Genomic DNA, 25,472 nt, shown 5'->3' with positions numbered 1-25,472 from the left:
GGCCTCGCGCCTGCTGCACTGACGTGCACCCGTGATCACCGTCGGCTCTGGCCGATGATGTGACAGATCTCCAGGACCAGCGTCCTGTCCCGACTGGGGGCCAGGGCGCTGGTTTCGTGCTACCTGCGCAGTGGTGCCCAGGCAAGGGGTGTGCGGCATTCCCCCGTCGAGCGGGCAGGCTCAGTCGCGTCCCACGCGGTGGGCGCGGTCGATGGCCAGCAGCATCTGCTCCAGGGCGAAATCCGGATCGCTGGCAGCGCCCTTCACCTGGGCATCCGCCTTCGCGACGGCCTGCACCGCCTGCGAAATGCCCTCGGCGCTCCAGCTGCGCGACAGCCGCGAGAGGTCCTTGAGCTTCCACGGCGGGACGCCAACCTCTCGGGCGAGCTGGCCCTCGGGCAGGCGGGCCGAACGGGCGTCGAGGTACTTGCCCAGGCCCCGCAGCGAGTTGGCGACGGCGCTGGTCACCAGGACATGGGCCACCCCGGTCGACAGCGCCCAGCGCAGCTTCTCCAGGGCCTGCCCGGGGTTGCCGGCCATGATGTCGTCGGCGACGGCGAAGCTGGTGACGTCGGCGCGCCCGGCGAAGTAGCGCTGGATCATGGCGGCGGTGATCGTCTGGTCCTGCCAGTCGCTTCCCAGCTGCGAGACCGCCCCGGCCAGGGCCCGCAGGTCGTGACCGACCGCGTCGACGAGGGCTTGCGCCGCCTCGGCGTCCATCTGGATGCGCAGCCGCCTGGCCTCGGTCGAGACCCAGCGGGGCAGTTCCCAAGCCTTGACGGGGGCGGCTTCGGCCACTTCCACCTTCGCCTTCTTGAGCTTGTCCAGCAGACCTTTGCCCTTCTGCCCTCCCCCGTGCACCAGCGTGAGGCAGAGCTCGGGCCCAGGATCCTTGGCGGTGGCGAGCACGGCGTCGAAGAGGTCCTGGGAGAGGTTCGCCAGGTCCTCCACCACCACGATGCTCGCGGCCGCGAAGAGCGAGCCTCCGGTGAGCTCGGCGAAGCGGTTGCCCTCCAGCTCGACGGCCACCACCTTCGTCACCTCGGCACTGGGCTCGGCCCGACGCGCCGCCGTGACCCGCTCGGCGACGATCCGCTCGGCGATGAGCTGTTCGGTGCCGGTCACCAGCAGCGCGCTGCCGAAGGTCTGCTGGGTGCTCGCGGGGCGGGAGGTGCGCTGGCTGGCCATGGCTCCAAGCATGCCAGTCGGCACCGACAGATCCGGCCACCGCAAGGGCGACGGCCGGGCGTGCGCGGCCGCAAGGCCCCACCGGTCATGGGGGCCCGTCGCGCTGGGCACGAACCTCCAGCCGCACGCCCTGGCGCCAGACGGTGACGGTGCCGCCCAGATCCGTGCGGGCCACGGTCATGCCGCAGCGCTCGGCCAGCTGCAGGGCAGTCGGGGTCGGGTGCCGGTAGCTGTTGCGCCAGCCCGCACTGGCGACGGCCAGGGAAGCGCCGGACTGGCACCAGAAGCGCTCGTCCTGGCGTCGTGACCCGTGGTGGGGCATCTTGAGGACCTGCGCCTGGGGCGCCCAGCCGCGCTCCACCAGTGGTTGCTGGCCCGGTGGCTCCACGTCGGCGGGCAGCACCACCCGCAGCTCCCCCACCTGGGCGACGGCCACGACAGCCCCGTCATTCTCCGCGGAGCTCTCCCCCTCCCCGCTGTCTGCCCCGCCGGTCGTCAGTGGCAGCCCTGCCCCGACCCCCACCGTCTGCCACGAGACGGCTCCCTCGGTGAAACCCTCCCCCAGCGTGGCGGGCTCGGCCTCGACGCCCGCCTCGCGCAGCATCTGCAGCGCACGATCCGCCCCGGGTGCGGCGGTGCGCGGGTCGACGAGGGCCCGCTCGACGCGCACCCGACGCAGCACCTCGGGCAGGCCACCGATGTGGTCGGCGTGGTAGTGGGTGAGCACCAGCGTGGTGATGCGCTCGATGCCCAGCGTCCGCAGGCAGTCGCGAGCGCCGCCGCCTGGCGGTCCTGCATCGACCAGGACGGCGCTGTGCTCGTCGACCCGCAGCACGGTGGCATCGCCCTGCCCGACATCGCAGAAGGCCACCTGCCACGGTCCGGGCCATCCGAGCGGCTGTGGGGAGCGCAGGCTGGTCAGGCAGAGCAGCAGCGCTGCCAGCAGGCACCACAAGCGAGAGGAGAGGACTGCCGGGACCACCCCACACAGGCACAGGCAGACCGCGGCCAGCAGCACCAGCATCGGTGTCGTCGCCGGCCAGCGCCAGGTGGCGGCAGGCAGGCCAGCCCCGGCGGTGGCGATCCAGATGACCGGCTGCACGCACCACCCCGCCAGCCACCCGGCCATGGCGGCAGCCGTGCCAGACATCGGCGCCAGGAGCACCGCCACCAGCCCGAGCACGGTCGCCGGCCCGACGAAGGGTCCGGCCAGGGCGTTGGCGGCCAGACCGACCATGGAGACCTGCCCGTTGAGGCTGGTGACGACCGGCTGGGTGGCGAGCTGGGCGGCCAAGGGGATGGCGACGGCCTCGGCCAGCCATCCCGGCGCCCAGCGCATCGACCGGCACCAGCGCCCGCCCCACCACAGGATCCCCGCCGTGGCCAGGGTCGACAGGACGAAGCCGAGCGAGCGCGCGAGCCACGGGTCGGCCAGCAGGAGCAACCAGACCGCCACGCACAGGTGCCGCAGGCCACGCTGCCGGCCGCCGGCCAGACCCAGCCCGGCCAAGGCCACCAGACCCATGGCGCCCGCGCGCAGCACGCTGGGCTCCGAGCGGCAGATGACGACGAAGACCACCACCCCGAACAGGCCGGTCCAGCGCACCGCCCAACCCCGCACCCCCGCCCAACGGACCGCCCCCAGCAGGGCCACCAGCATGAGCGACAGGTTCGTGCCCGAGACCGCAGTGAGGTGCGTCAGCCCGGTCGCCCGGAAGGACTCCTCCAGGGCTGGATCGAGCCCCTGCACGTCGCCCACCACGAGCGAGGGGACCAGACCGGTCTGCATCGGCGGTGACCAGCGCATCGACTCACGCAGGCCAGCCCGGAGATGGTTGGTGACGCGCGCTGCCCTGCCGGGTGGTTCAAGCACCCGCACCGGCGCTCGGATGGTCAGTTCTGCCGCTTCAGGACGTCCGGGCTGCGACGGCGCCAGTCGTCCCTCGAGCATGATCGTCGAACCCACGGGCGCATCCACCAGGGAGGCTGCCGCCGGGCCCGGGGCACGCACCCGCAGCGCGACTCGTTGCCGCACCGACGATCCGCGCCCGTCGACCTGGCGGAGCACGACGGTCGCCGTGGCCGATTCGGGCAGGTGTCCTCGGGCTGGATGGATCCTGGCCTCACTCGGCAGGCGGGCGGTGAGGCTGACCTGGGCCCGGTCGCGGGCGAGTTCGGCCGGCTGGCTGTTCTGGAGTTGGTGGTGTCGCATCCCGGCACCACCAGCGCCCACCAGGACGGCACACAGCACGGCGACGGCCTGCCAGCTCCTGCCACGACGTGCCAGCACCAGGCACACGACCAGGGTGATGGCCGTGATGACGAGCCCACTGCCCCATCCAGGGGCGCATCCCCACCAGCTGCCCGCCCAGCAGGCGGCGGCGACCGGGAGCAGCCGCAGGTCGGCCGGTTCGTGGTCATCCTCAGACTCGGACATGGGTCGACAACTGGGAGTAGGTCTTGGGACCGATTCCGTCGACCTCCTGGAGCTCCTCGACCCGGCTGAAGCGACCGTGCTCCTGGCGCCAGGCGAGGATCCTCTGGGCCGTCACCGGCCCGACCCCGGGCAGTTGGTCGAGCTGTTCGAGCGTTGCCTGGTTGAGGTCCACCTGCCGCGTCCCGTCTGCGCCACCCGTGGGCGTCCTACCGGGCGTCCCTGCCCCGGACTGCGCTGCCGCCCCCGGCCCGTCAGCCGGGGCAGTCTGCCCCGCCGGTCTCACCTCGCCCCCTGGCTGCCTGCTGTCGCCCACCCACACCTGGTCTCCATCTCCCAGAGGTGCGGCGAGGTTGAGCTGCCCCAGCCGGGAGTCCTGTCGCAGGCCTCCTGCCGCACCGACTGCATCGGCCACGCGGGCTCCGGCAGGCAGGGTGACCACGCCGGGACGCACCACCGCCCCGGCGACGTGGATGCGGATTCGTGCCGGGATGGCCGACGAGGCTGGCGCTGGCGAGGCCACCTGTCCGGTCGCAGGCTGCGCGGAAGGCGTCGCGACCGGCAGTGGCTGCTGGCTCAGCTCGACGGTGGTGGGGCGGGCACGCATCACCACCGCAGCGGTGAACAGCAGCCCGAGGGCCAGCACAAGACAGACCGCGCTCAGGTGCCCTTCGACGAAGCGTCGGCCACGCTCGAGCGCGTTGGTGCCCCACTGGCGGTGTCCGGCGATGTACTCGTCACCGGTGGCGACTGTCCCGATCCCTGGTTCGTCCTCGCCCTGCCGCGGGGTGGACGTCGTGACATCGGACCGCCCTCGCCCGTCGTGGCGTGCGAAGTCGTGTGGGGCCCAGTCCTCGAGGTCCTCGATGCCGACGCCTGACGGCTCGGCACCTTCGGGCGGATCGGCGGCACGCCGCGGTCCGGTGGGAACCAGCTGCCCGCCGGAGACCACGAAGGCCAGCCGGGCGCGCGCCAGTTCGTCGAGACGTTCGTCAGTTCTCCTCACACCAGGAGTGTGTGGGTGGGATAGCCGCGATGGTCACGCCCACCCGCTCCTGTGGATGACGGGCACCTGTGGACGGAGTCTTGGGATCGGCGCGGGCGGCTCAGCTGACCTTCACGATGCCATGGGCGCCGCGTTCGGCGTCGACCATCTGGTGGTTGACCATCGGGTAGTTCCCGGCTTCGGGAAAGACGGTCTCGACGAAGCCGCCCTGGCTGGCCAGCAGTCCGAGGGTCTGGCTCCCGCCGTCGGTGCCGGAGGACACCCCCGGTGAGGCGCCGCGTCGCAGCCGCCAAGCGCCCTCGCTCCAGACCGTGTCGAACTGGGCCCCGACGATGTGGAAGGCCAACGGGCGGTTCGGTCCGGCATCCAGCACCCAGAAGCGCACCCGCTCCCCAGCCGTCGCGGCCACGGGGCTGTGGTCGTACTGGTTGGGGTGGCCGTTGAAGACCACGGCATCGGGCCGTTCCTGGGCGATCTTGGCCGGATCGGCGACGCCCGGGGCCCCCTCTGCCTCGGCGCCGAAGTACTGCTCGCCCTGGACGAGGATGTACTCGCGGTCGACCTCGGGAAGGTCCGGCGGATCGATGACCACCGCGCCGTACATGCCATTGGCGATGTGCACGCTCATGGGGGCGGTGGAGCAGTGGTACATCCAGATGCCGGCCCGGGTGGCGGTGAAGCGGTAGACCAGTGACTCGCCGGGGGCGATGGTGCGCATCGGACGGTCGGGGGCCAGCGCCCCGGCGTGGAAGTCGATGCTGTGGCCCATGCCGCCGTCGTTGACCAGGGTGATCTCGAAGACGTCGCCGATGCGGCCCCGCAGCACCGGTCCGGGGGCCTGTTCGTTGAAGGTCCACATGGTCTGCTGCACGCCCGGCGCCACCTCCATGACCTCGTCGGTGACGCGCAGGGTCGTGCGGTGCAGCTTCGTCGCGGGGGCGGGATCGAGCCGGGCCTCGCGCGGGCTCCAGCCGGCCGAGTAGGCACGTCCGGGGGTGAAGGTGGGCGCGGCGGCCGGGCCGGAGGCCTGTTGGGCGGTGTCGGCGGCGGTGGCGGTGGCCGAGGGTTGCGCACCGGGGACGTCCACCTGGAAGGTCATGCCCATCGCCTGGTGGCCGGTCACCGAGCACCAGCCGGCGGTGGGTCCATCGATGATGCCGGCGTCGAACTCGGTGCTCTCCCCCGGCGCCAGGCGGCCGCTGGTGGCTCCGGTGTCGAGGATCAGGTCGTGGGTCAGGCCCTCGTCCTTGTTGGTGAGCCGGATCACCAGGCGGTTGCCGGCCGGCACCTCGATGCGGTCAGGGGTGAAGGTCATGTTCTGGGCGACGATGTCGACGGTGGTGGTCTGCCCGGTGGCAGCAACCCCCGACCCGCTGCGGGTCAGGCCTGCCATGGACTTGAAGGAGACCGGGTCGACGGCCAGCGCGACCACGCCGGTGGCCAGCAGCCAGGCCAGCCCGATGGCCACACCGCGCCCCAGTCGCTTCGGCGACGGCTCGTGCGTCGCCCTTTCGTCGGCCAGTCCTCGGCGACGGGCGCGGCGGGCGGCGACCAGGCGGACCACGAAGAGGGACAGGGCGACGAAGACGGCCAGCGAGCTGGTGACCTTCCACACCGAGGTGATCGGCAGCAGGAACAGGGCCAGGCCCAGGTTCACCACGGCCAGCCGCGCCACGGCGCCCTTCTCGAACAGGGCGGTGGTGGTGCGCACCATGGCCGGCCCACCACCCAGGACCACGGGCACCAGGTAGGCCAGCGCACCGCACAACACCTGCAGCACGAAGCCGACCAGCAGCACCGGGACGGTGGGTCGCAGACGCCCCACCATCACCGCGGGCGAGGTGCTCGACATCCACAGCCAGACGCACCAGCCGAGCCAGCCCAGCAGCCAGGCCATGCCCAGGCCGGTGGACAGGGCGGGGAAGGTCGCGGCCCGCTTGGCACGCCAGACGGCCAGCATCGGCCCGGTCTGGGTGAGCACCGCGGCGAGGAAGGTGACCATGCCCAGAGCCCCGATGATGCGCCACCACAGCGGCGCCACGGGATGCAGGAAGGGAGCCAGGGCACAGACCGCGATGCCCACCAAGGCCGTGGGCAGTGCCTTGGCAGCGGCCTGCTCCACGCCCTCGGGGGCGCGGGTGCGCAGCATGGTGGGCCACAGGGTGGCCAGGGTTCCGAGAATGGTCAGCCCGATCCACCCCAGCGCATTGAGCACCAGGTGGCTGGCGAGCAGCACGTCGGACCAGCGGCCGAAGGGAACGGCCATCAAGGCTCCGAGGACGACGCCGAGCACGAGGCAACAGGCGGCGGCCTGGTACCAGGCGATGGTCATCGAGAAGCGTGCCGGGAGGCTCTGGCGCGCCTGGCGTGCCAGGCCCACCACCGCCGTCGCCGCCAGGGACACCAGCAGGGCCGCGGCCAGCCACACCAGGATGCTCCACTGCCCCGCCACGCCCGCGACGAGGAGCACCAGCGCGGTGTTCAGCAGAATGAGCTGGACGGCCTCGCGGCGATGACCACGATCACGACTGCGCAGGACCGCATCGGCGAAGTGGTTGCTCCACACGACGATCGCATTGCTGGCGATCCCGAGGACGGTGCAGTGCACCATCAGCCAAGTGGCCACCGGCAGGAAGCGGTGGTTGACCACCACCAGGATCGTGACGATGGCCCACGCCAACATCGGCAGCGAGGCGCGGCCGTGCCAGGCTCGGCGAGTGAGACGGTGGGGACGGTCGAGCCCCCCGGAGGATGATTTTGCAATGTCCATGGCGTGACAAATGCTACCTGGCGGCGGTCAGCCCTTGGACAGTGCCCTCACTCCTGGGGTCTTGCCAGCGCCCCGACGCGCAGCACGCACCCCGCAGGGTCGCCCATCGGAGCCAGGTCGATGTCGTCGGGGTCACCACCGGCGGCCTCGACCATCGCCTCCACGAAGCCCAGGTGGACGGTGCACACGATCTCGGGATTGCGGCGTGCCGCGGACAGGATCGGGCAGGCACGCAGGACCAGGCGGCCAGTGGCATCGGGTTGGGTCGGCTCGAAACCGAGCCGCGCCACGTGTGGCCCCAGGTCGGTGGGGCGGACCCCGTCGGCCCCCGCCACCTGGGCATCGCCCCAGGTGCGCCCCGCCTGACGAGCCACCTCGACGCCATTGGGCATCGAGGCGATCTGCTCCGACAGGACCTTGGTGAGCAGTTCGTAGTCGCGGGCGACGTCCTCGGCGGCGCTGGTGGCCCGGTACATCAGGGCCGGGCGTCCGCGACCGGTGGGCCGGGCGGACTCGCGAGCGACCAGTCCCTGGTCGAGCAGGGCGTCGAGATGTTCGCGCACCGTGTTGGGGTGCAGCTCGAACTCCTCGGCGATTTCACGCACCGAACAGAGCCTGCCGCGCTCGCGCACGGCATCGAGCACCGCCGCCCGGGCCGAGGACATCGACATCTGCGCAGTGGGCTCTGGCGGTCCGCTCGGACCCTGTGTTGGCATGCGCAGGAGTTTACAAGGTCCCTCTCCGGAAGAATCGGCAAGGGGTCACCACAAGTCCCAGGAGCAGTCAGGCCCCCACGGCGGGCAGGACCTGGGCCAGGTCGGCGGGGCACCGCACATAGGCGGCCAGCAACCGTGCCACCGTCTGGCCGCGTCCCACGGGATCGTCAACGGTCCACTGGCCTGCCTGATCCTGGGTACGCCCATCCCCCTTGACCGCCACCACGTCGGTGTCCGAGAGCACCAGGACCAGCGCCAGGCCGTGCACCTGAGCCCACTGGGCCGCGAGCTCGGTGCGGTCGGCGGCGCTCAACCCATCTCCGCACAGCCGCACCAAGTCGTCGGCGGCCACGAAGAGCAATCCCCCAGTGGCTCCCACGACGGCGGCAATCTCGTCGACGAGCACCAGTGCCCCACCGGACTCGTCGGCAAACGGCACCTGGAGGTCACAGGAGGCCACTGCCGCACCCTCGCCGAGCCAGGACAGTCCGCCCTGGTCCAGGCCTGTCCCGGCATCGAGACGGGTGACCAGGTGCCGCCACTGCTCGTCCTGCGTCCTCGGTGAAGCGGTGGCCTCCTGCAGCACCGCAGGCATCCCGCCAGCGACCAGTGCGTCCCGAGTCGCTGTGGCAGAACCTTCGAGGTCACGGCTGGCACGGACGAGCAGGAACATGCCTCCCACGCTATCGGCCGCCGCGCCGGCTCAGGCAGGCACCCCGAAGACCTCTGCCGCACGCACCTGCTCCCAGCGCGAGGGCGCAACGGCGCACCGGTTGGCAATCTCCAGCACCTCCACCTGTGAGCCCTGGGCCCCCAACCTGGTGAGTCGCTCCAGGCAGGCCACGTGGAGCGCCCCCTGGCCGGCCAGCCAGGCGCTGAAGGCCATCATCACCAGCGGCCCGCTCGCCCAGGGCTCGGGCGTGGTGGCCACCACCTGGGTCCAGAAGTCGAGGGCTGGCTGGGCCTCCCGACGCCCCAGACGCATCCAGAGCCGCTCGCGGGTGACCTCGTCCCCCGCCAGCACTGCTGCCTGGGCCAGCAGGGCCTCCCATTCGAGAAGGTCGCCCTGCACCTCCACCGGGATCCGCTGCGACCCGGCAGCCTGGACTGCATCCAACCCTGCCTGCTGGAGTTCAAGTGCACGGGCCTCCCAGTGGGTCCAGTCCAAGGGGTGCAGCCGGTCCTCCGCGTCCAGCAGCCGGTCCTCGAGCCCCGACGACGGGTCGGGACCCTCGACCACGGCGACGGCATGGCCACGGTCCGGCGCACGCACCAGGCCGGCCACGATGGCCTGGGCCACCACCGGCAGCCCCTCCAGCTCCTCGACGTCACCGCCGGCATGGTCGGGCATGGCCCAGCGCGAGCGCCAGCGACGTGTACCGACGTGGATCGAATCGAGGACCCGCGACGGGTCGGCCCACACTTCCGCCCGTCCCAGCACCTGCTCGGCCAGGTCCTCGTCCTGGCTCCAGCAGGCGAGCAGCACCATGGGGTCGTCGAACTGGTCCAGTGCCGTGCTGATGCTGTCGCGGGTCGCTTCCTCGTGCAGTACACCCTCGGCCGCCACCGCGCCGGTGAGCACGAGGCGTCCCGAGGCGATCACGACGAAGACGAGCTGTTCGCAGGGTTGGTAGCCCAGAAGGTAGGGGGCCAGGGCCAGGAGGTCCTGGCTGTCGGAGAGTCGCAGGCGGGTGATGTCATCGTCCATGCCCCTCCATTGTCGAGGTGGCGCCGGCGAAACCGTCAGTGATCCACCGCCGAACCACCCTTGCAGCAGACCCGTCAATCTGTGGACAACAGGCTCCTGGGAGCGCAGCGCGTCACAACGGGCGACTAGGCTGGCCGCACCATGACCCAGCCCCCCAGCCGCGACCCGCGCCAGCCCTTCGGCCAACGCCCCAGCAATGAGCGCGATCCCCGCCAGCCCTTCGGACAGCCGGCCCCCACCCCGGGCAGCGAGCCTCATCCCGGGCAGCCACAGGCGCCGACCTCGTTGCCACCCGAACTCGCGGCACCGCCCCGCAGCCGGCTCCCCCTGCTCCTGTCGTTGCTCGCCCTGGCCATCGTCGGAGGCCTGCTGTGGGGGGTGGCGCGGATGGGTTCTGGGCCCGAACCGCAGACCACACGCCCGGCGCCGACCGCCAGCATCCCGACCGAAGGGGCCACCGCCGCGGACCCGACGCCCGGACGCGCCCCCGCCACCGGGAACCTGCGCTCGATCCCCTTCGCCAATGCCGAGGAGGCCAGCGCCGGCACCTTCGAGATCCTGCGCGACGAATGGACCAGCGAGGGCCTGGTGCTCACCATCCGGGTGAGCCTCACCCAGGGCCAGCAGCGACTGGACTTCTTCGCACTCGACAACGGGCCCACGGCACGCCAGTACGACCCGTCCTCAACGGGCAACGACTACCTGGCCGGGCAGCCGATCCGGGCCGGGCAGACACTCACCGGGCGCGTGCTGTTCGAGAAGGAGCGTGGCGACACCACCATCTTCCTGGCCGGCACGCACGGCCGCCAGGTGGCGGCCCTCAAGGTGGAGGGCTGACCAGCCCCCCGGCTCAACGGTGCACGACCACCCGATCACCGGTGCGGGCCTGGTTGAACAGGGAGGCGACCGCGTCGTAGTTGCGCACGTTGACACAGCCGTGGGACGCGCCGTTGTAGCCGCGCGCCGCGAAGTCGGCCGAGTAGTGGATCGCCTGGCCGCCCGAGAAGAACAACGCGAAGGGCATCTTGGTGTGGTACAGGGTGCTCACGTGGTCGCGGGACTTGAAGTTCACCTGGAAGGTCCCCTCCCGGGTGGGCGTCAGCTCGGACCCGAAACGCACGTCCATCGTGGAGCGCACCGTGCCGTCGACCACCCAGCTGAGGGTGCGGCTGGTCTTGGAGATGCAGATGACCCGGCCGGTCATGCAGCGCGGATCGAGACGTGCCGCCCGCGCCTTGGGCTGACGGTTGGCCAGCTCGTCGGCGGTCGGCTTGCGGGTCATGGCATTCAGCCGGTCCAGGGTGCGCTGGTCGACCTCTCCCGTGGTGGGGATGCCGCGCTTGGCCTGGAACTGCTCGACGGCGCTGACGGTGGCATCGCCGTAGGTGTCGGTGACCTTCCCGGAGAACCAGCCGATCTGCTTCAGGCGCGCCTGGAGGTCCTTCACCGAGGCGCCGGCGGCACCCTTCTTGAGCAGGGCCGGGCCGGGGCGAAGGATGTTGTGCATCTGGTCATGGGTGGGCTGCTTGGTACGGCCAACCAGTTCCTTCCAGGTCCTGTCATCGACGACACCGGTGGCCTGCAGTCCCCGCTTGGCCTGGAAGCCGCGCACCGCTGCAACCGTGTCCTCGCCCAGCTTCCCGGTGATCCTGCCCTCGAACCAGGCCAGCTGCTGCAGCCGGTGCTGCAGCTCGCGCACCTTCTCCTCGCCGCTGGCAGCACTCACCACGGCGCGGGGGGCGGCGCTGGGGGTGGGGCTCACCGAAGGGCTCGCAGTGACACTCGCCGAGGCACTCGCCGTCGCACCGGCGCTCGGGGGCTGGGACGGACCGGGCGATGCAGGCGCCGAGCTGACGGACCCACTGGCCGAGGGCGAGGCAGCGGTCGTGACGGTCACCGACGCTTTGCCGGGGGCCGCGGTGGGCTCCACGTGCGCGCAGCTCGTCAGGCCCGCGAGGGAGACGAGGCCGAGCAGGGCTGCGCCGCGGCGGAGGTGGGCTGGGGTGTCGGTCACGTCTCTCCTTGAGGGGCTTGGGTCCGGCTAGTCACCCTAGGCCAGATGGGGTCCATGACCGCCCCTGCCACGCCCGCCACAGCCAGCCTTCAGACGAGGACAGCCCTGAACGGCTGCAGCTGGCCCAGCAGTCGCCGTCGCAGCACTTGGGCCTGCTCGGAGAAGCCGCGCTGCCGTCGCACGTACTCGGCACGCCCCTCCGGGGTCTCGACGGCCACCGGCTCGTAGCCCCAGCCGGACAGGTCATAGGCACTGGCCTGCATGTCAAGCTCGCGGATCTCGAGCGCCAGCCCATAGCAGTCCAGCAGCAGGCCGGAGTCCACCAACGGCAGCATCTTGCCGCACCACTTGTAGAGATCCATGTTCGCGTGAAGACAACCCGGCTGGTCCATCTCAGCCTGGGTCTCACGCGTCGGCGAGAGGCTGTTGAGCGGCACCGCGTCTTCGGTGAAGAAGCGCAAGGCGTCGAAGTGGCTGCACCGCACGCCCACCTGCTCCACCACCTCCGCCACGCGCGCGGGGTCGAAGCGTAGCGGCAGGTGGCTGTGCCGGGTCTGGTCGGGCCGCAGGTGGTAGACCATCGCCCACTCGTGCATGCCGAAACAACCCAGCGCCGCCGGCCGCTCCGCAGTGCGCGAGAGCAGCTCCACGGTCCACTCCAGCGTCCGGCCGCGCCGCTCGAGGAAGGCCTCGACGTCCACCTGCGAGCGGCCGTCCTGGTGGCGATAGAACTTCAGCGCGAACTGGCCGTCCGGGTCGTCGAGCACCACGCCGGCACCGGGATGCCAACGCACCAGCTCACCGGGGCGCAGGGTGTAGTAGTCGAACAGGAAGTCCTCGACCGGATGGCGCTCGCCGCGACGGCGCCGCTCCGCCACCCCGGCCAGCAGCGCCTCGGCGCGCTCCCGATGTGCCCCGGCGCGCGCCTGCCAGTCCTCCTGCGACAACACCTGCGCGGCCTGGTCACAGGGGCCTGCGGGCACTCACACCACCTCGACGGTCGGGTAGTCGGGGGTCCACATCAGCTGGAGGATCTCCTGGATCGGGTCGGTCATCTTGTGCCGTGCCAGACCCTCCTGCTCGGCCCTCTCGGCAACGGCCTTGGCGACCCAGGCCGAGACCGCCCGCAGACGGCCCATGCTCGGCAGCAGCGAGGCACCGGGAGCGCGGGAGGTGACCATCTGGGCCACCGCCTCGGCCGCGGCGGCGATCATGCCGTCGCTGACCCGGCTCGCCTCGCAGGCTGCCACGCCCAGCCCCAGGCCGGGGAAGACGAGCGCATTGTTGGCCTGCGCGATGACGTGCCGCACACCGTCGTGGACCACGGGCTCGAAGGGCGAGCCGGTGGCGATCAGGGCGCGGCCATCGGTCCAGGCCAGCAGGTCTGCTGGGACGGCCTCCGCCTTGGCTGTCGGATTGCTCAGCGGCATGATGATCGGCGTCTCGCAGTGGCGCGCCATGTCGCGCACCAGCTTCTCGTCGAAGGCGCCGGCCTGGGCCGAGGCCCCGACCAGGATCGTCGGGTGGGTGTTGCGCACCACGTCGGCCAGCTCGTGGCGGCCCGGCGCATCGCAGATCCAGCTCTCCAGTTCCTCGGCGGAGCGGGCGTAGGGCTGCTGGAAGTCGCGCATCGGCAGCCCCTCGCGCAGCAGGCCGCGTGAGCCGAGCCCCCAGAAGCAGCCCAGCGCGTCCTTGCGCTCCATCCCCTGCAGCACCATCCCCTCCACCAGCAGGTCGGCGATACCGATGCCGGCGGTTCCGGCTCCGTGGATGACGATGCGCTGCTCGGCCAGCGACTGGCCGCTGCGACGCACGGCGCTGAGGATGGCGGCCACCACCACGGCCGCCGTGCCCTGGATGTCGTCGTTGAAGGTGCAGATCTCGTCGCGGTAGCGCTCCAGGATGCGGTGGGCATTGCTGGCCCCGAAGTCCTCCCAGTGCACCATGGCGCGCGGGTAGAGCTGGGTGACGGTCTCCACGAAGCGCTGCACGAACTCGTCATAGCGTTCGCCGCGCACGCGGGCGTGCCGGTAGCCGAGGTAGGTCTCGTCGGTGAGCAATTCGATGTTGTCGGTGCCCACGTCCAGCACGACGGGCAGCACCCGCCCGGGGTGGATGCCGGCCGCTGCGGTGTAGACGCTGAGCTTGCCGACGGTGATCGCCACGCCTCCGACGCCCTGGTCGCCGATGCCCAGGATCCCCTCGGAATCGGTCACCACCACCAGGTCGACGTCGTCCGGCCCGTGGCCGTAGCTCTTCAGCCCGGGCTCGATGCCGTCGGGGTCCTCGATGGACAGGAAGATGCCGCGTGGACAGTGGTACCAGTGGCTGTAGGTCTCGATCGCCTTGCCGATGGTCGGGGTGTAGACGATCGGCAGCATCTCCTCCAGATGGTCGGTCAGCAGGCGGTAGAAGAGCGTCTCGTTGCGGTCCTGCATCGTGTTCAGGTAGACGTACTTGGCCAGGTCGTCGTCCAGTTCGGTGTACTGCGAGTAGACGCGCTTGAGCTGCTGGTCCATCGTGACCACCTTGGGCGGCAGCAGCCCGTTCACGTTGAGGTCGATGCGTTCCTGTCGCGTGAAGGCGGTGCCGAAGTTGGTCAGCGGATCGGTGAGCACCTCGCGGCCGCGCGAGGCGATCCGCACCGTGTACGCGCCGTCGTCGCCCTTGACATAGCTGTAGTTGGCCATGGCACAAGACTAGGCCCGCCCACGGACAGGTGGTCGCGGCCCCTGCCCGGACGGTGGCTCAGTAGCCCAGGGTCGCCAGGCTCTGGCGCAGCGCGTCCGCCGAGGCGTGCAGCGAGGAGACCTCATGGGCGTCCATCGGGATCTCCAGCACCCGCTCGATTCCCGCTGAGCTGACCAGCGTCGGCAGCGAGAGGGCCACGTCATGGATGCCGTAGTAGCCCTGCAGCACGCTGGACAGCGGCAGCGAGGTGCGCGTCGGCGAGAGCAGGGCCTCCACCAGGCGGGCACCGGCCAGGCCGATGGCGTAGTTGGTGGCACCCTTGCCCTCGATCACGTCATAGGCCGCGTGCGCGGCCGTGTGCGCCAGCTCTGCCAGCACCTCGTCGGTGAAGACCTTCTTGCCGGCATGGCTCCACTCACGGATCGGCACCGACGAGATGTTCGCGCTGGACCAGACCGGGAACTCGGAGTCGCCGTGCTCGCCGACGATGGTGGCGTGCACATTGCTCTGCGCCACCTTGGTGCGCTGGGCGATCAGGTAGCGCAGGCGGGAGGTGTCGAGCAGGGTTCCGGTGGAGAAGACCTGCGCGGTGGGAAGACCGCTGACCTTCTGCGCGACGACGGTGAGCACGTCGCACGGGTTGGTGACCAGCACGAACATGGCATCGGGAGCCTGCTTCACCAGGTCGGGCATCATCTGCTCGAGGATCTTCGCATTCGTGGCGGCCAGCTCCAGCCGGGTCTGGCCCGGCTTCTGCTTCGCACCGGCGGTGATCACCACCACCGAGGAGTCCTTCACCACCGAGATGTCGTCGCCACCCATGACCGTGGAATGGGTGAACTGGGTGCCGTGGGCGAGGTCCTTGACCTCGGCGTCGACCTTCTTGGAGGCGATGTCGTAGAGGCTGACGACGCTTGCCGAGCCACGGATCAACGCGGCATAGGCCAGCGAGGTTCCCACCGCCCCCGCTCCGATGATGGACAGCTTCGACGGGTGACGGTTCGACTTTGCCATACCCCCAGACTAGTCCGCGACGGGAATGGTCATAGCTCGTCCCAGTTCCTGCCAGGCCTTCAGCAGCACATCCTCCGGCGGGGACTCGATGATGGTCACGCTGCCCTGTGCGCGCAGCCCCACCAGGCGCAGGGCGTCACCTCGGGCCTTCTTGTCCAGGCTCATCGTGGCGCGCACGGTCTCCCACTTCGCAGCGTTGTAGGCGATCGGGAGGCCCACCGATGCCAGCACCTCCCGGTGGCGTCGCACGACGGCCTCGTCCAGCCCAACCAGGCGGTGCGCCACCTCGGCGACGAAGACCATGCCGATCGCCACCGCCTCGCCGTGCCGCCAGGAGAAGTTCTGGTGCTTCTCGATGGCGTGGGCCAGCGTGTGGCCGTAGTTGAGCGCCTCGCGCCCCACGGCATCGACGGTGCTGGTGGCCTCGCGCAGGTCGGCCGAGACAGTGGTGGCCTTGACCTGCACGGCTCGGCGCACCAGTTCGGCGAAGCGCACGCTGGTCACGTCGATGCTCTCGTCCGGATCCTGCTCGACCAGCTCGAGGATGCGCTCGTCGGCGATGAAGCCGCACTTGATCACCTCGGCCAGGCCGGAGACCACCTCGGCGCGGGGCAGCCCCTGCAGCAGTTCGAGGTCGCAGATGACCCCCAGCGGCTCGTGGAAGGCGCCCACCAGGTTCTTGCCGGCCGAGACGTTGATGCCGGTCTTGCCGCCGACGGCCGCGTCCACCATGGCCAGCACCGTGCTGGGGATGCTGACGTAGCCCACGCCCCGCAGCCAGGTGGCCGCGACGAAGCCGGCCAGGTCAGTGGTCGCACCCCCGCCCAGGCCGATCACGACGTCGGAACGGGTCATGCCGAAGGCGGCCAGCTCGTCCCAGCAGTCCTGCAGCACGGCGGCGGTCTTGGCCTGTTCGCCGTCGGGCACCTCGACCGTGTGCATCTGGTACCGCTGGTCGAGACCGGCACACAGGCGTGCGGCCGCATCGGCCATGACGGGCGGGTGGATCACCACGACGCGGCTGGCCGGCCCCACCAGGCGCTCCAGCTGGTCGAGGGCTCCGGGTGAGATGTGCACCTCGTAGGGGCGTTCGGCCTGCACGGTGATCGTGGCCATCAGTTCTCCTCGTCGGTGACCGTGACGCCGTGGTGGGCCAGGATCTCGCGGACCACCGCCCCGGCCGAACGGTGGTTGGTGTCGACGGCCAGACTGGCCACCTCCTCGTAGAGCGGCGCGCGCTCGTTCATCAGCCGCACCATCGTGGAGTGGACATTCCCGCCGGCCATCAGGGGGCGGCCGTTGCCGGTGATGCCCACCCGGCGTCCGGCCTGGCGGGCATCGACCTTCAGCCACACGACATGGTGGCCGGCCAGCACCTGGCGGGTCCCCGCGTCCATCACGGCGCCACCGCCCAGGCTGACCACACCCGGGCGCTGCACGGCCTCGCGGGTCAATTCCGCCTCCAGGGCGCGGAAGGTGGGCTCGCCGTGGGTGATGAAGATCTCGCTGATCAGCATTGCGGCACGCTCTTCGACCAGCTGGTCGACGTCGACGAAGTCGACACCGAGGCGACGGGCCAGCTTGGCGCCAACCGTCGACTTGCCGGCTCCGGGGGCCCCGACCAGGACGATGGTCTCGGGCAGCTCGGTGCGGTCGAGGGGCTCAGCCATGGACCTGCAGCCCCCGCTCGGCCACCTCGGCCAGATAGGTGTCGAGGTTGCGGCGCGTCTCGGACACCTGGTCGCCGCCGAACTTCTCCAGCACCGCCTCGGCCAGCACCAGCGCCACCATGGCCTCGGCCACCACACCCGCGGCCGGGACGGCGCACACATCGCTGCGCTGGTGGTGGGCGCGGGCCTCGTCGCCGGTGGTGACGTCGATGGTGCGCAGCGCCTTCGGGACGGTGGCGATCGGCTTCATGGCCGCCCGCACGCGCAACAGCTCGCCGGTGCTCATGCCCGCCTCGGTGCCACCGGCATGGTGGCTCAGGCGACGGATCCCGTCCGGGCCGGAGGCAATCTCGTCGTGGGCCTGCGAGCCGCGCACCCGCGCCAGCTCGAAGCCGTCGCCCAGTTCGACGCCCTTGATCGCCTGGATGCCCATCAGCGCGCCGGCCAGGCGGGCGTCGAGGCGACGATCTCCCTGCGTGTGGGAGCCGAGGCCCGGCGGCAGGCCCCAGGCCAGCACCTCCACGACGCCACCCAGCGTGTCGCCCTCCTTGTGGCAGGCCGCCACCTCGTCCTGCATGCGCTGGCTGGCCTCGGAGTCGACGCAGCGCAGCGGGTCGGCGTCGATCGCCTCCAGCTGGTCGATGGTCGGGAAGTTCCGCGCCGCCTTCACCGGGCCGAGCTCGACGACGTGGCTGAGCACGGTGATGCCCGCGGCCTGTTCGAGGAAGTTCTTGGCGACCTGCCCGATGGCGACCCGGGCGGCGGTCTCGCGGGCGCTGGCGCGTTCCAGCAGCGGACGGGCCTCGTCGAAGCCGTACTTCTGCATGCCGGCCAGGTCGGCGTGGCCGGGACGCGGCCGAGTGAGCGGGGCATTGCGCGCCTGGGCGTCGAGCACCTCCTGCGGCACGGCGTCGGGACTCATCACCTCGGTCCACTTGGGCCATTCGGTGTTGCCCACCATGATCGCGATCGGTGAGCCGAGCGTCTCGCCGTGACGGAAACCGCCCAGCAGGCTCACCTCGTCGGCCTCGAACTTCATCCGGGCGCCACGTCCGGCCCCCAGGCGACGGCGGGCCAGGGCATGGCGGATGTCGTCGGAGGAGACCTTCACGTGGGCGGGGATGCCCTCCATCGTGGCGATCAGGGCCTGTCCGTGGGATTCACCGGCGGTGAGGTAGCGCAGCATGCCCACCAGTCTCTCAGAGTCCGGCCCTGCACCACAGCTCCTGCTAGCTCGCGGACACCCTCCGCAGCAGCTCGTCGTGGCCGGCCCTCCACAGCCGCTGGAAACCGACCTCTCCCCCGGTGATGAGGCGGACCTGTTCGACGGCCTGGCCCGCCAGCAGGTCAAGGCCGTTCAGCACCGTCGCGCCAGCCCGCTCGGCGGCGGAGGCGAGCGCGGTGGGCCACGGGTCGTAGATGCAGTCGAAGAGCACCGGCGCGCTGGCCGTCAGCTCCTCGGCCAGGTGGTCGGCCCCGCCGCCGGGCACCGTGGAGAGCAGCAGGTCTGCCTCCAGCACCTGGCCCGTCTCCAGGGGACGCACGGCTGCCAGCATGCCCAGCTGGTGGGAGCAGAAGGTGCGCAGCGACTGGGCACGTTCAGGGTCACGGGCCAGGATGACGGCACGCTCCACGCCCAGCTCGCGCAGGGCGACCACCGCCGAACGGGCCGTCGCCCCATTGCCGATGACCGTTGCCGAGTCGGCCGAGGTGATGCCACGTTCGGCCAGCGCCCGCAGGAAGCCACCGACGTCGGTGTTGCGCACGATCGCCTCGGAGCCGTCGCGCACCCACGTGTTCGCCGCACCGACCAGCTCGACCAGTTCGTCACCGGTGCCGTGGCGACGGATCGCCTCCTTGTGCGGCATGGTGACGCTCAGGCCTCGCCAGCTCTCGTCGAGACCCTCGACGAGGGAGTCCAGCTCCTCGGGGGCCACCTCGATCGCCTGGTAGGTCCAGTCCAGCCCCAGCTCGGCGAAGGCGGCCCGGTAGAGCGCCGGCGAGAGCGAGTGCGCGGCGGGGTCGCCGATCACCGCGCACTGCAGACCCGTGGTGGCAATCATCCGACCGGGCAACCCGACTTGTCCTTGGCCGTCTTGCACCAGGCCTCCCATTCGGCCTTGTTCTTCTGGTGCTCCTCGTAGGTCTCGGCGAACTTCGTCTCGCCGGTCTTGAAGTTGACCGTCAACCAGTACAGGTAGTCACTGTCCTCGGGGTTGAGGGCAGCCTTGATGGCGTCCTCACCCGGGGCATTCATCGGGTGCTTGGGCAGGCCGGCATTGGCATAGGTGTTGAAGGAGTTGTCGGTGCCCTTCTCCTTGAAGCCCTTGGGCAGCGGCTCGTTCATCGGGATCTGCAGCTGGTAGTGGGCCGTGGAGTCCAGCTGCAGCGGCATCCACCGGTCCAGACGGTTGTAGATGACGCCTGCCACCTTGGCCTGGTCCTTGCCCACGGCCTCGTCCTCCAGAATGGAGGCCACCGTCATGATCTCTTCCGGCTTGCGGTCCAGTTCCTTGGCACCGGCCTCAAGGTCATTGCGGTTCGCCACGGTGGTGAACTGCTTGGCCATCAGGGTCAGGATCGACTTGGCGGTCGGCTGCTGGCCGATCTCGTAGGTCGAGGGGAAGAGGTAGCCCTCGGCAGAGTCACCCACCCACTCCGGCAGGCCGAGCGCCTGCGGGTCCTTGGCGGCCGCCTCGAAGTCCTTCACCGGAATCTTGGTCCGCTTGCTGAGCAGCTCGAACTGCTCGCTCATCCACAGTCCCTCGGGGATGGTGACCTGGTTGCGCACGAGGTTCTTCGGCTCGAGGAGGCCCTCCACAGCCTGGGTGGCGGGGATCTGGGTCTGCAGGCGGTAGGTGCCGGCCTGGATCTTGTCCGCCTGCTCGTTCTTCTTGGAGGCCTTCAGGTAGGCCTTGCGTGACTTGACCACGTCCTGCTCCACCAGCACGTCGCCGATGTCGCCGCCGCTGGCACCGGCCGGGATGGTCACCAGCACGGCCTTGCCACCGGGCCCCGGGTAGTCGTCGGCAGTCTTGTACTCGGTGTAAGCCGTGTTCGCCTTGTCGTAGACGAACCAGGCGCCACCGACCAGCACCGCCAGGCTGAGCAGGACGGCGAAGGCGCTGCGCGCGTGGTAGCCGATCTTCTTCCAGTCCCGGTTGCCGTCATTGTCCATGAACAAACCGCTCACGGTGCCTCACCTTCTGCCTGGCTGTGGTCGCGACCCTCTGCGAGGGCCTGTTCCAGGATGGCGACTGCCGCCATCTGGTCGATCATCCCGCGCCGCTGGCGCGAGTTCTTGCCCGCCTGGGCGAGCTTGCGGTGAGCCGTGGCACTGGTCATGCGCTCGTCCACCAGGGTCAGCGGCAATTGCGGCTGCCGAGCGGCCAGCCTACCTGCCACCTCCCGCATCTGCTGTGCCGCAAGCCCCTCGTCACCCTTCAGGGAGACCGGCAGGCCCAGCAGCAATTCGACCGGCTCGTACTCGGCGACGAGCTGGTCGATCCGCCTCAGCACCTGTTCCGGGTCCTTCGGCGTGTTCGTCACCGTCTCGACCGGGTAGGCCAGGATCCGTTGCGCGTCGCACGCGGCGACGCCGATCCTGGCCTTGCCCCAATCGAGGGCCAGCAGCACTCCTGTGCGGGTCTGCACCCGCTCAGCCCCGCAGCGCCTGCTCGACGGCCGCCAGGGCCTGGGGCGCACCGGCACCATTGGTGCCACCGCCCTGCGCCAGGTCGTCCTTGCCACCGCCCTTGCCACCCAGCTGCTCGGCAGCCACCCTCACCAGCGCACCAGCCTTGGCGCCCTTCTCGCGCGCGGCCGGGCTGGTGGCCACGATCACGGCGGGCTTGTCCTGTGTGCCGCCCACCAGGGCGACGACGCTGGCGACCTCACCGAGGCGTCCGCGCAGCTCGGTGGCCATGGTGCGCAGCTCATTGCCGCCCACGCCGGGCACCTCGCGGGTGACCACGGCGATGCCGTTGACGTCATGGGCGGTGGCCAGCACCTCGGAGAGCCCCGCCATCAGCTGCTGTGCCTTGAGTGCGGCGATCTGCTTCTCGGCGGCCTTCAGGTCGGCGACCAGACGCTCCACCCGCTCGGTGAGCTGCTCGGGACGGGTCTTGAGGATGTCGGTCAGCCCGTTCACCAGGGCGCGCTCACCGGCCATGTGCTTGAAGGCGTCGGTGGAGACCAGCGCCTCGATGCGGCGCGCACCTGAGCCGATGGACTGCTCGCCCACGATGTCGATCATGCCGATCTGGGCCGATCCGGCCACATGGGTGCCGCCGCACAGCTCACGGCTCCACGCACCGCCCATCTCGACCATGCGCACCACGTCGGGGTACTTCTCGCCGAACATGGCCATGGCACCCAGCGCCTTGGCGTCGTCGAGCTTCATCTCGGTGGCGCTGACACCCAGGTTGTCGCGGATCGCGATGTTGCAGCGCTCCTCGATCTCTGCCCGCAGCGCCGGGCTCATGGCCTGCTGTGCCTGGTAGTCGAAGCGCAGGTAACCGGGCTTGTTGTAGGAGCCCGCCTGGGTGGCCGTGGGGCCCACCAGCTCGCGCAGTGCGGCGTGCACGACGTGGGTGGCGGTGTGCGCCTGGCAGGAGCCGAGGCGGTGCTGGGCATCCACCTGCGCCTGCACTCCGGCGCCGGTGCCGAACTCGACGCCCTCGGGCACGACCACCTTGTGCACCACCAGTCCGGGGACGGGACGCTGCACGTCGACCACGTCGAGGGCGGTGCCGTCGACGGTGATGGTGCCGGCATCGGAGTCCTGGCCGCCCGCCTCGGCATAGAAGGGGGTCTCGGCCAGCACCAGCTCGACCGTCTGGCCCGCGACGGCGCGGTCGCTGCTGGCGCCGTCGGCGATGATGCCGCGCAGCATGGTGGGCACCGACAGCTCGCTGTAGCCCAGGAAGGGCGTCTCGCCCTGCTCGCGCAGGCTGCGGTAGGCCTCGGTGGAGGCGACCGTGCCCTTCTTCGCCTTGGCATCGGCCTTGGCGCGGGTGCGCTGCTCGGTCATCAGCGCCTTGAACTGCTCGGTATCGACGCTCAGGCCCTGCTCGGCGGCCATCTCAAGGGTCAGGTCGATCGGGAAGCCATAGGTGTCGTGCAGTTGGAAGGCCTTGTCACCGCTCAGCACCGCAGCACCGGACTGCTTGGTCTGCCCGGCGGCCAGGTCGAAGAGCTGAGTGCCCTGGGTCAAGGTGCGACGGAAGGAGTCCTCCTCGTTCTTCGCGACGGGCAGCACCCGACTCCACTGGCTGGCCACGTCGGGATAGGAGGACTGCATCAGCTCCTTGGAGACGCCCATCAGCTCGGGCAGCACCGGATCGGTGACGCCCAGCAGGCGCATCGAGCGCACCGAGCGGCGCAGCAGGCGACGCAGCACATAGCCGCGCGCCTCATTGCCGGGGGTGACGCCGTCGGTCATCAGCATCAGCGAGGAGCGCACGTGGTCACCCACGACACGCAGCCGCACGTCGTCGGCGGCATCGGCGCCATAGCGCTTGCCGGCCATCTCGGCGGCGCGCTCGATGACGGGGAAGACCTCGTCGATCTCGTACATGTTGTTCTTGCCCTGCAGCAGGTAGGCGATGCGCTCCAGGCCTGCGCCGGTGTCGATGTTCTGGGTGGGCAGCTGGCGGGCGATGTCGAAGTCGTCCTTGGCGCGCACCGCCGAGAGGTCCTCCTGCTGGAAGACGAGGTTCCAGATCTCCAGGAAGCGGTCCTCGTCGGCCTCCGGGCCACCGTCGGCGCCGTATTCCGGGCCGCGGTCGATGTAGATCTCGCTGCACGGGCCACCGGGGCCGGGCACGCCCATGTTCCAGTAGTTGTCCTTGAGGCTGCGGCCCTGGATGTGGGCGGGGTTGATGCCGACCTTCTTCCAGTACTCGATCGCCTCAACGTCGCCGTCGGGGTAGTCGGGGTGGAAGCCGGGTCCTAGCACCGTCACCCAGACCTTCTCGGGGTCGAAGCCGAAGCCACCGTCGGCCTGCGAGGAGGTGACCAGCTCCCAGGCGTAGGCGATCGCCTCGGCCTTGAAGTAGTCGCCGAAGGAGAAGTTGCCCAGCATCTGGAAGAAGGTGCCGTGACGGGTGGTCTTGCCGACCTCCTCGATGTCCAGGGTGCGCACGCACTTCTGGTTGCTCACCGCACGCTTCCACGGGGCGGCCTCCTCACCGGTGAAGTACGGCTTGAAGGGCACCATGCCGGCATTGACGAACAGCAGCGTCGGGTCATTGTACAGCAGCGATGCGCTGGGGACCACGTTGTGGCCCTTGCCTGCGAAGAAGTCCAGGTAGCGACGACCGATCTCAGCGGCTCTCATCAAAGGTGTCCTTGCTCGTGTGGTCTGCAGTGGTGTCGGTGGGTGCAGCGTCGTCCAGCCTATCGGCTGGGCGCACACTCGCACCGGCGGTGAGCTGTGCGGAGGCTGCGCGGTGGCGCCGGGGACGTCGCCCCTGCACCCGGCGCTGCACGTCGCGGGCGGCCGAGGCCCCGCGCCCCACGACCTCGGCGGTCTTGACCAGCGGCGCGCTCATCACGGTCGAGACGTTCGCGGCCTGTTCGGTCATGGTCGAGGCATTCTGGCTCATCCGGGTCAGCTCCTCGGTCACCTGCGACAGGCGCGCAATCTCCTCGGTGGTCGTGGAGACGGTCCCCTTGAGCTCGTCGAGGATCGGGGTGGAGCTGTCCCCCAGCTTGCGCACCGCCAGGCGCAGCTCGTCCATCACCCCGCCCAGCTTCAGCAGCGGAACTGCGCTCAACGCGACGAAGACCACCGCGGCCGCAGCCGCGATCAGCCCGGCAATCTCACCCCAGGACATCCCACTCCTCTTCCGCAGCCCTGCCCTGCCCCCACCGGCACGCCCGGCCGGGTGGCGGGTACTGCGCTGGCCACTGTAGTGGAGGGCCCTGACAGTGGCCGGTGACTCGCGGTGTGCGTCCTGAGCGAACACTGGCGATCCGTACTGACACGGGGCGCGCTAAGGACACTAGGGTGAAGGCGCCATCTTCCCCGGGCGTGTGCCGTGCCGGGGCTGCCGTTGCACAGAAAGTTGGGCGCCACATGAATGACCAGCAGGACAAGCACCAGGAGACGAAGGCCAAGAAGGACGCACCGCATCCCGACGACCCACGCAAGCCCGCCTCCCCGAGCGAGGTCAACAAGCCCGGCTGGAAGTTCACCTTCAAGAACGCGGTGCGCGAGTTCGGCAACGACCACTGCACCGACCTGGCCGCAGCACTCACCTACTACACCGTGCTGGCGCTCTTCCCCGGCCTGCTGGCCCTGGTCTCGGTGCTGGCACTGATCGGGCAGTCCGAGGGCGGTGTCCAGGCACTGCTCGACGTGGTCAAGCAGCTGGCACCCGCCGACGCCTACGGCCAGATCGAGGCCCCGCTGAAGCAGATGGTCAACTCCCCCGGCACCGGCATCGCCTTGTTCATCGGTATCGCCTCGGCCTTGTGGTCGGCCTCGGGCTATGTCGGCGCCTTCGGCCGCGCCATGAACAAGGTCTACGAGATCGAGGAGGGACGCCCGGTCTGGAAGCTGCGCCCCGTCAACCTGCTCATCACCCTCTTCCTGGTGGTCACCGCCGCCCTGATGCTGGTGGCCCTCGTGGTCTCCGGCCCCATCGCCGAGGCGGTCGGTGGCGTGGTCGGCCTGGGCAGCACCACCGTCACGGTGTGGAACTGGGTCAAGTGGCCCGTCATGCTGGCCCTGGTGGTGCTGATGATCGCCGTGCTCTACCACTTCACCCCGAATGTGCGCCAGCCGAAGTTCCGCTGGCTCTCCACCGGTGCCGCCGTCGCGCTGGCGGTGTGGATCCTGGCCTCGGTGATCTTCGGCCTCTACGTCGCCAATGCCGGCAACTACTCCAAGACCTACGGGGCGCTGGCCGGCGTGATCGTCATGCTGCTGTGGATCTACCTGACCAACCTGGCCCTGCTCTTCGGCGCCGAGGTGGACTCCGAGCTCGAGCGCGCCCGCCAACTGCAGGCCGGCATGCGCGCCGAGGAGACGCTGCAGCTACCGCCGCGCGACACCCGCCAGTCCGACAAGGCCGAGCAGAAGGAGGCCGACGCCGTGGCCGAGGCCCGGGCCGTGCGACTTCAGGCCACCGGCGGGCTGCAGCCCGGTGACGAGCCGGCGCGCAAGCCCGACACCAAGGGTCCGGAGCTCGACTCCGACGGCTTCGTGAAGTAACCCCGGTCCGACGCCCGCTGGCGTGCCCGCAGCAGTACCC

Annotated in this window: 21 protein-coding genes; 2 read left to right on the top strand and 19 right to left on the bottom strand. The window is 70.3% G+C overall.

Annotated elements, in window-relative coordinates:
• Window positions 1–180 precede the first annotated feature (180 nt).
• From holA to ACHFFZ_RS13720, 7 genes are all read right to left on the bottom strand, one after another.
• Complete coding sequence (holA, locus tag ACHFFZ_RS13750; RefSeq protein ID WP_394277172.1) at window positions 181–1,188, bottom strand: DNA polymerase III subunit delta; 1,008 nt, start codon at window positions 1,186–1,188, stop codon at window positions 181–183.
• Between the two features lie 85 nt (window positions 1,189–1,273).
• Entirely contained in the window at window positions 1,274–3,625 is a 2,352-nt protein-coding gene (locus ACHFFZ_RS13745) for a ComEC/Rec2 family competence protein (protein ID WP_394277171.1), read from the bottom strand.
• A complete protein-coding gene (locus ACHFFZ_RS13740) occupies window positions 3,612–4,628 on the bottom strand; it encodes a helix-hairpin-helix domain-containing protein (protein WP_394277170.1) in 1,017 nt (338 codons plus the stop codon). Before ACHFFZ_RS13740 ends, ACHFFZ_RS13745 begins: the two co-directional genes overlap by 14 nt.
• A gap of 100 nt (window positions 4,629–4,728) precedes the next feature.
• Window positions 4,729–7,398, bottom strand: a complete 2,670-nt coding sequence (locus ACHFFZ_RS13735; RefSeq protein WP_394277169.1) for a multicopper oxidase domain-containing protein — start codon at window positions 7,396–7,398, stop codon at window positions 4,729–4,731.
• Window positions 7,399–7,445: 47 nt separating this feature from the next.
• A complete protein-coding gene (locus tag ACHFFZ_RS13730) occupies window positions 7,446–8,114 on the bottom strand; it encodes a helix-turn-helix transcriptional regulator (RefSeq protein WP_394277168.1) in 669 nt (222 codons plus the stop codon).
• Window positions 8,115–8,181: 67 nt separating this feature from the next.
• Entirely contained in the window at window positions 8,182–8,787 is a 606-nt protein-coding gene (locus tag ACHFFZ_RS13725) for a hypothetical protein (RefSeq protein ID WP_394277167.1), read from the bottom strand.
• A 30-nt stretch (window positions 8,788–8,817) separates the two neighbouring features.
• Complete coding sequence (locus ACHFFZ_RS13720) at window positions 8,818–9,822, bottom strand: DUF4192 family protein (protein WP_394277166.1); 1,005 nt, start codon at window positions 9,820–9,822, stop codon at window positions 8,818–8,820.
• A 141-nt stretch (window positions 9,823–9,963) separates the two neighbouring features.
• Here ACHFFZ_RS13720 and ACHFFZ_RS13715 point away from each other — a divergent pair, with 141 nt between their 5' ends.
• On the top strand, window positions 9,964–10,659 hold the full coding sequence (locus ACHFFZ_RS13715; protein ID WP_394277165.1) for a hypothetical protein: 696 nt from the start codon (window positions 9,964–9,966) through the stop codon (window positions 10,657–10,659).
• Between the two features lie 13 nt (window positions 10,660–10,672).
• Here ACHFFZ_RS13715 and ACHFFZ_RS13710 read toward each other — a convergent pair whose 3' ends face one another.
• The 12 genes from ACHFFZ_RS13710 to ACHFFZ_RS13655 all read right to left on the bottom strand — a co-directional run bounded on the left by ACHFFZ_RS13710 (window position 10,673) and on the right by ACHFFZ_RS13655 (window position 24,050).
• A complete protein-coding gene (locus ACHFFZ_RS13710) occupies window positions 10,673–11,836 on the bottom strand; it encodes a peptidoglycan-binding protein (RefSeq protein ID WP_394277164.1) in 1,164 nt (387 codons plus the stop codon).
• An 89-nt stretch (window positions 11,837–11,925) separates the two neighbouring features.
• Complete coding sequence (locus tag ACHFFZ_RS13705; RefSeq protein WP_394277163.1) at window positions 11,926–12,819, bottom strand: 3-methyladenine DNA glycosylase; 894 nt, start codon at window positions 12,817–12,819, stop codon at window positions 11,926–11,928.
• Window positions 12,820–14,526: an NAD-dependent malic enzyme gene (locus tag ACHFFZ_RS13700; protein WP_394277162.1), complete on the bottom strand. Its 1,707-nt coding sequence runs from the start codon at window positions 14,524–14,526 to the stop codon at window positions 12,820–12,822. It lies immediately after the preceding gene.
• A gap of 58 nt (window positions 14,527–14,584) precedes the next feature.
• Window positions 14,585–15,541, bottom strand: coding sequence for an L-lactate dehydrogenase (locus ACHFFZ_RS13695; RefSeq protein ID WP_394277161.1), 957 nt, complete (start codon window positions 15,539–15,541; stop codon window positions 14,585–14,587).
• A gap of 9 nt (window positions 15,542–15,550) precedes the next feature.
• Window positions 15,551–16,657, bottom strand: coding sequence for a 3-dehydroquinate synthase (aroB, locus tag ACHFFZ_RS13690; protein ID WP_394277160.1), 1,107 nt, complete (start codon window positions 16,655–16,657; stop codon window positions 15,551–15,553).
• Entirely contained in the window at window positions 16,657–17,211 is a 555-nt protein-coding gene (locus ACHFFZ_RS13685; RefSeq protein ID WP_394277159.1) for a shikimate kinase, read from the bottom strand. The genes aroB and ACHFFZ_RS13685 overlap by 1 nt, the downstream gene beginning before the upstream one ends.
• Window positions 17,204–18,397: a chorismate synthase gene (gene aroC / locus ACHFFZ_RS13680; RefSeq protein ID WP_394277158.1), complete on the bottom strand. Its 1,194-nt coding sequence runs from the start codon at window positions 18,395–18,397 to the stop codon at window positions 17,204–17,206. Before aroC ends, ACHFFZ_RS13685 begins: the two co-directional genes overlap by 8 nt.
• Before the next feature lie 43 nt (window positions 18,398–18,440).
• Window positions 18,441–19,274, bottom strand: coding sequence for a shikimate dehydrogenase (locus tag ACHFFZ_RS13675; protein WP_394277157.1), 834 nt, complete (start codon window positions 19,272–19,274; stop codon window positions 18,441–18,443).
• Window positions 19,271–20,404 carry an endolytic transglycosylase MltG gene (gene mltG / locus ACHFFZ_RS13670; RefSeq protein WP_394277156.1) on the bottom strand — a complete coding sequence of 378 codons (1,134 nt, stop codon included), beginning with the start codon at window positions 20,402–20,404 and terminating at the stop codon, window positions 19,271–19,273. The genes ACHFFZ_RS13675 and mltG overlap by 4 nt, the downstream gene beginning before the upstream one ends.
• Window positions 20,401–20,847, bottom strand: a complete 447-nt coding sequence (gene ruvX / locus ACHFFZ_RS13665; protein ID WP_394277155.1) for a Holliday junction resolvase RuvX — start codon at window positions 20,845–20,847, stop codon at window positions 20,401–20,403. Before ruvX ends, mltG begins: the two co-directional genes overlap by 4 nt.
• A 22-nt stretch (window positions 20,848–20,869) precedes the next feature.
• Window positions 20,870–23,551, bottom strand: a complete 2,682-nt coding sequence (gene alaS, locus ACHFFZ_RS13660) for an alanine--tRNA ligase (protein WP_394277154.1) — start codon at window positions 23,549–23,551, stop codon at window positions 20,870–20,872.
• Entirely contained in the window at window positions 23,538–24,050 is a 513-nt protein-coding gene (locus ACHFFZ_RS13655; RefSeq protein ID WP_394277153.1) for a DUF948 domain-containing protein, read from the bottom strand. The genes alaS and ACHFFZ_RS13655 overlap by 14 nt, the downstream gene beginning before the upstream one ends.
• 242 nt (window positions 24,051–24,292) lie before the next feature.
• On the opposite strand from ACHFFZ_RS13655, the gene ACHFFZ_RS13650 reads away from it, so the two are divergent.
• Window positions 24,293–25,432 (top strand): YihY/virulence factor BrkB family protein, encoded by a 1,140-nt coding sequence (locus tag ACHFFZ_RS13650; protein WP_394277152.1) that lies wholly within the window; start codon window positions 24,293–24,295, stop codon window positions 25,430–25,432.
• Window positions 25,433–25,472: the final 40 nt, after the last annotated feature.

This window comes from Luteococcus sp. (assembly GCF_043424415.1).
GTDB lineage: Bacteria > Actinomycetota > Actinomycetes > Propionibacteriales > Propionibacteriaceae > Luteococcus.
Note: the sequence above shows the minus strand (reverse complement) of the source record. Positions and strands in the feature narration are given on the sequence as shown.